At 66.4% G+C, this 4,545-nt stretch carries 4 protein-coding genes; 1 reads left to right on the top strand and 3 read right to left on the bottom strand.

From position 1 onward, the window contains the following. From Q7T84_RS11305 to Q7T84_RS11295, 3 genes are all read right to left on the bottom strand, one after another. On the bottom strand, positions 1-248 hold a 248-nt coding region (locus tag Q7T84_RS11305; RefSeq protein ID WP_304808815.1), incomplete at its 3' end, for a Zn-ribbon domain-containing OB-fold protein. 5 nt (positions 249-253) lie between these two features. After that, complete coding sequence (locus Q7T84_RS11300) at positions 254-1,438, bottom strand: thiolase domain-containing protein (RefSeq protein ID WP_304808813.1); 1,185 nt, start codon at positions 1,436-1,438, stop codon at positions 254-256. 207 nt (positions 1,439-1,645) lie between these two features. Further along, a complete protein-coding gene (locus tag Q7T84_RS11295; RefSeq protein WP_304808811.1) occupies positions 1,646-3,127 on the bottom strand; it encodes an AMP-binding protein in 1,482 nt (493 codons plus the stop codon). A gap of 196 nt (positions 3,128-3,323) precedes the next feature. Here Q7T84_RS11295 and Q7T84_RS11290 point away from each other — a divergent pair. Further along, the coding region (locus Q7T84_RS11290; RefSeq protein WP_304808809.1) for a class I adenylate-forming enzyme family protein at positions 3,324-4,545 on the top strand (1,222 nt) is incomplete at its 3' end.

The following is a 4,545-nucleotide window of genomic DNA, read 5'->3' as shown; positions in this document are numbered from 1 at the left end:
GAGCGGTGCATGACGCTGTAGGAATAGATCACGCCCTCGCCGGGGCTCTCTTCCCAGACCGTTTTCTCGGAGAAGCAGAACGGGCAGAGCGCGCGCGGATACCAGTGGGCTTCACCGCAAGCGGTGCAGCGCTTGATCATGAACTTGCCCTCGGTCGCCGCGTCCCAGAAGGGCTTGCTCTCGATGGTCACGGCCGGAGCCGGGATGTTCCGCGTCATGGTGGCGGGACGGTCTTGAACGTCGGTCATAGCTCTTAAGCCTCCCGTTCCATGATGAGGGTCGCCGCGCCGTGGCGCGTGCCGAGCGAGCCGCCCGTGCCGTGGGCCAGGGCGATGTCGCAGTTGGGGACCTGCACCTTGGGGTGAGCCTCGCCGCGGAGCTGACGCACCGCCTCGATCACCTTGGTGATGCCGCCGCGGTTGGTCGGGTGGTTGTTGCACAGCCCGCCGCCGTCGGTGTTGAAGGGCAGCTTGCCGACGCCGGAGATCAAGTTGCCGTCGGCGACGAACTTGCCGCCCTGCCCCTTTTCGCAGAAGCCCAGGTCTTCCAGCTGCATCAGCACGGTGATGGTGAAGCTGTCATAGATCGAGGCGTACTTGATGTCGGCCGGGGTGACGCCGGCTTCGCCGAAGGCGATGGGGCCGGACCAGACCGCGCCCGAGTGGGTCAGGTCGAGGCCGCGGCCGCCCATCGGGCCCTTGGGAGACTCGCCGGCGCCCATGATCTTCACCTTGGGGCGGTTCAGGGTCTTGGCGACCTCAGGCGAGACGACGATCAGCGCGCCGCCGCCGTCGGTGACGACGCAGCAGTCCAGCAGGTGCAGCGGGTCGGAGATCATGCGCGAGTTCACGACCTGCTCGACCGTCACGACGTCCTTCAGGAAGGCGTTGGGATTGTACTGGGCGTGATGGCTGGCGGCGACCTTGATCCAGGCCAGCTGCTCCGACGTGGTGCCGTACTCGTACATGTGGCGCATGGCGCACATGCCGTAGGTGTTGTGCGTCGAGCCGCCGTAGATGTTTTCATAGCCGGCCTCGGGCGGGCCGTCGGTCAGTTGGCCGGGCTTGCCGCCGCCGCCGGGGAAGAACTTGTTTTGGCGCGGACGGCCGGCCAGGGTCACCAGCGCCACCGAGCACTTGCCCTCGGCGATCGCCTGGGCGGCATGGCCGACATGCAGCAGATAGGACGACCCGCCGGTCTCGGTGGAGTCCATGTGCCGCACATTGCGCAGGCCCATATAGTCGATCATCGACATGGCCCCGAAGCCGGGGGCGTCGCCGGCGCAGAAATAGCCGTCGATGTCGTCCTTGGTCAGGCCCGCGTCTTCCAAGGCGCCCTTGGCGCATTCGGCGTGAAGCTGCGGTGTCGACTTGTCGGGCGCGTCACGGAGCGGATGCTCGTACGCCCCCATGATGTAGGCCTTGCCTTTTATGCTCATGCGTTTCCCCGGAAATATCTTTTGAAGAATGGATTTGGCATATCGCGGTGCAGCAACCGCTTCAACCGCTGAGCGGCCCCGCGCCAGATCCTCTCCCGCTGGGGAGGTGGATCGACGCGAAGCGCCGAGGCGGAGGGGACTCCTTCGATCAACAGTCGAAGCCTCTCGGTCAGCTTCGCTGACGGCTCTCGCTGCGGGGGAGCATCTCTACGCCGGTTGTTGCTCTTTCCGTTTGGCCAGACGCTCGTCGCGCAGGGCGCTGCGGCGCACCTTGCCGGCGTCGTCGCGTAGCGGCTCGTCGACGAATTCGTAGCTGCGCGGTTGCTTGTAGGTCACCAGTTTCTCGGCCAGATGCGCCCGCAGCGAGGCTTCATCGCGCGAGCCCTTGGTCTGCACGATCGCGTGAATGAGATTGCCCAGGTCGTCGTCCGGGAAGCCGATAACCGCGCAAGATTGCACCTCGGGGTGCTCTTCCAGCGCCGCTTCGATCTCCGCCGGATAGACGTTGGAGCCGCCCACCAGGATCATGTCGGTGCGCCGGTCGGCCAGGTACAGATAGCCGTCCTCATCGAACCAGCCGATGTCGCCCAGGCTCTCCCATCCGCCCGGCAGCGTCTTGGCCGTGGCGCCGAGATACTTGTACGAGGGCGGGGCGCCGTCTGGCCGGCGCATGTAGATCTCGCCGACCTCGCGCGGGGCAAGGGTCTGGCCGTCTTCGCCGATGGCGATCATCTCGCCGACCGTGACCTTGCCGACCGAGCCGCGATGCTCCAGCCATTCGGCCCCGGAGATCGTGGTCACCGCCTGGGCTTCTGTCCCGGCATAGAGCTCCATCACGGTTTCAGCCCCGACCCAGTTGATGAAGGCCTCCTTCAGCCAGGCCGGGCATGGCGCGGCCAGGTGCCAGAGCGTTTCCAGCGAGGAGAGGTCGTATTTGGCGCGCGTTTCCTCCGGCAGATGCCAGATCCGGTTCATCATGGTCGGGACCAGATAGATCCAGCTCGCCTTGTGCTTCTCGATGGCCGCCAGGGTCGCCTCGGCCTCGAAGCGGGGCAGCAGCACCATGTGCGCGCCCTGGCTGAAGGCCGACATCATCATGCCGAAGCCGGCGTTATGGTAGAGCGGCGCCGGCAGCAGGGCGATGGAGTCCTGCTTCAGCCGCCAGCCGCCGACCTCGGGGATGTCCTTCGTGCTGACCCCCGGTTGCCCTGCCAGGATCAGCTTGGGCCGGCCGGTCGAGCCGCCGCTGGTCGGGGCTTTCGAAACCGGGGCGGTGACGTCGGGCAGGTTGCTGTCGTCGTCCGACAGGGCCAGCAGGTCGGCGACCGACAGCAGCGGGCGGTCGATCTGGTGATCGAACTGCGCGATCACCACCGGCGTCTTGGCCAGCTCCATGATCGCTTCCAGTTCACCCTTCGGCAGGCGGAACGAGATCGGCTGCGGCGTCGCGCCGACCTTCCACATGGCCCAGCAGGCGACGGCGAAATCGGTCGAATTCGGCAGGCCCAGCGTCACTAGGTCGCCCAGCTTCACCCCGTGGGCCTGCAGGCCGCGGGCGGCGCGGTTGGTCAGCTTGTGGAACTGAGAATAGGTGAGGGTCGTATCGCCGCAGCTCACCGCGGGGGCGTCGGGCTTGAGGTCGGCCAGCAATTTCAGCTTGGCCCCAAGCGAGATCATCTCGTCAGCCATAATGTGGTTTCGTCCCAGAAATGCGGTGGGCTCTAGCGGCCCGTTGATCTTCAATCTTGGTGCGCCGCCAAAATGCCGGAGCGGGCGCCCATACTTTCCCTCGGGGAAGCGCCTCGCGGCAAGCGGCGATTGCAGCCCCGGCGGATTCGGGGTTTAGGAACCCCAGCAGAATTCAAACAAGCATTTGGGAGCAGGCATGTCCGCGGAACAGATTCTCACCCAGGACTTCGGGACGCTCGCCGACGTGATCCGCGAGCAGGCCAAGGACCTGGGCGCCCAGGCGGCGCTGGTCGACGCGAACCGCACGATCTCCTACGCCGAGCTCGACGACCTGATGGACCGCATCGCCGTGGCGCTGCAGCGCGACGGCGTGCAGACCGCCGATGTGGCCGCCGTCTGCGCCACGACCTCGGCCGAGTACGGCGCGACCTTCTTCGGCATCCTGCGGGCTGGCGCGATCGTCGCGCCGCTGGCGCCGTCCTCCACCGCCGACAGCCTGGTCATGATGCTCAAGGACTGCGGCGCGAAGGTCTTCTTCCTGGACGCCGGCGTCGCCAAACAATTGGAAGGCGTCGCCGACCAGATCACCGCCAAGCGCGTCGCCCTGGACGGCTCGCCGGTCGGTGTCGCCTTTGAAGAGTGGCTGGCGCCCAAGGGCTCCAAGCCGACCCCGGTGAGCATCGACCCCGACCAGGGCTTCAACATCATCTATTCGTCGGGCACGACCGGCGCGCCCAAGGGCATCGTCCAGCCGCACCGCATGCGCTGGGGCCAGATCCGTCGCGGCGCCTATCCGGTCGGGGCGGTGACCATGGTCTCGACGCCGCTCTATTCGAATACCACCCTGGTCTCGTACCTGCCCACCATCTCCAACGGCGGCACCGCCGTGCTGATGCCGAAGTTCGACGCCGAGCAGTTCCTGAAGCTGTCGGAAAAGCACCGCGTCACCCACGCCATGCTGGTGCCGGTCCAATACCGCCGGATCATGGAGCGGGCTGATTTCGACAGCTACGACCTCTCCAGCTTCCAGATGAAGTTCTCGACCAGCGCGCCGTTCTCGCCCGAGATCAAGGCCGACGTGCTGAAGCGCTGGCCGGGCGGGCTGGTCGAATATTACGGCATGACCGAGGGCGGCGGTTCCTGCGGCTTGGTGGCCCACGAGCATCCCGACAAGCTGCACACGGTCGGCAGGCCGCTGCCGGGCCACGACATTCGGCTGATTGATGAGGACGGCAAGGAAGTCGCCCAGGGCGAGATCGGCGAGGTCGTCGGCCGTTCTGGGGCGATGATGGTCGGCTACCACAACCAGCCGGGCAAGACGTCCGAAGCCGAGTGGTACAACCCCGAGGGCCTGCGCTTCATCCGCACCGGCGATGTCGGCCGGTTCGACGAGGACGGCTTCCTGACGCTCATGGACC

Origin of the sequence: Phenylobacterium sp. (assembly GCF_030654915.1) — a bacterium.
GTDB lineage: Bacteria > Pseudomonadota > Alphaproteobacteria > Caulobacterales > Caulobacteraceae > Phenylobacterium.
This window is presented reverse-complemented; position numbering and strand designations above follow the sequence as displayed.

Excerpts from the sequence above, each read along its gene's own strand:
- Q7T84_RS11300 (WP_304808813.1), bottom strand. The coding sequence starts at position 1,438 with ATGAGCATAAAAGGCAAGGCCTACATCATGGGGGCGTACGAGCATCCG.
- Q7T84_RS11295 (WP_304808811.1), bottom strand. The coding sequence starts at position 3,127 with ATGGCTGACGAGATGATCTCGCTTGGGGCCAAGCTGAAATTGCTGGCC.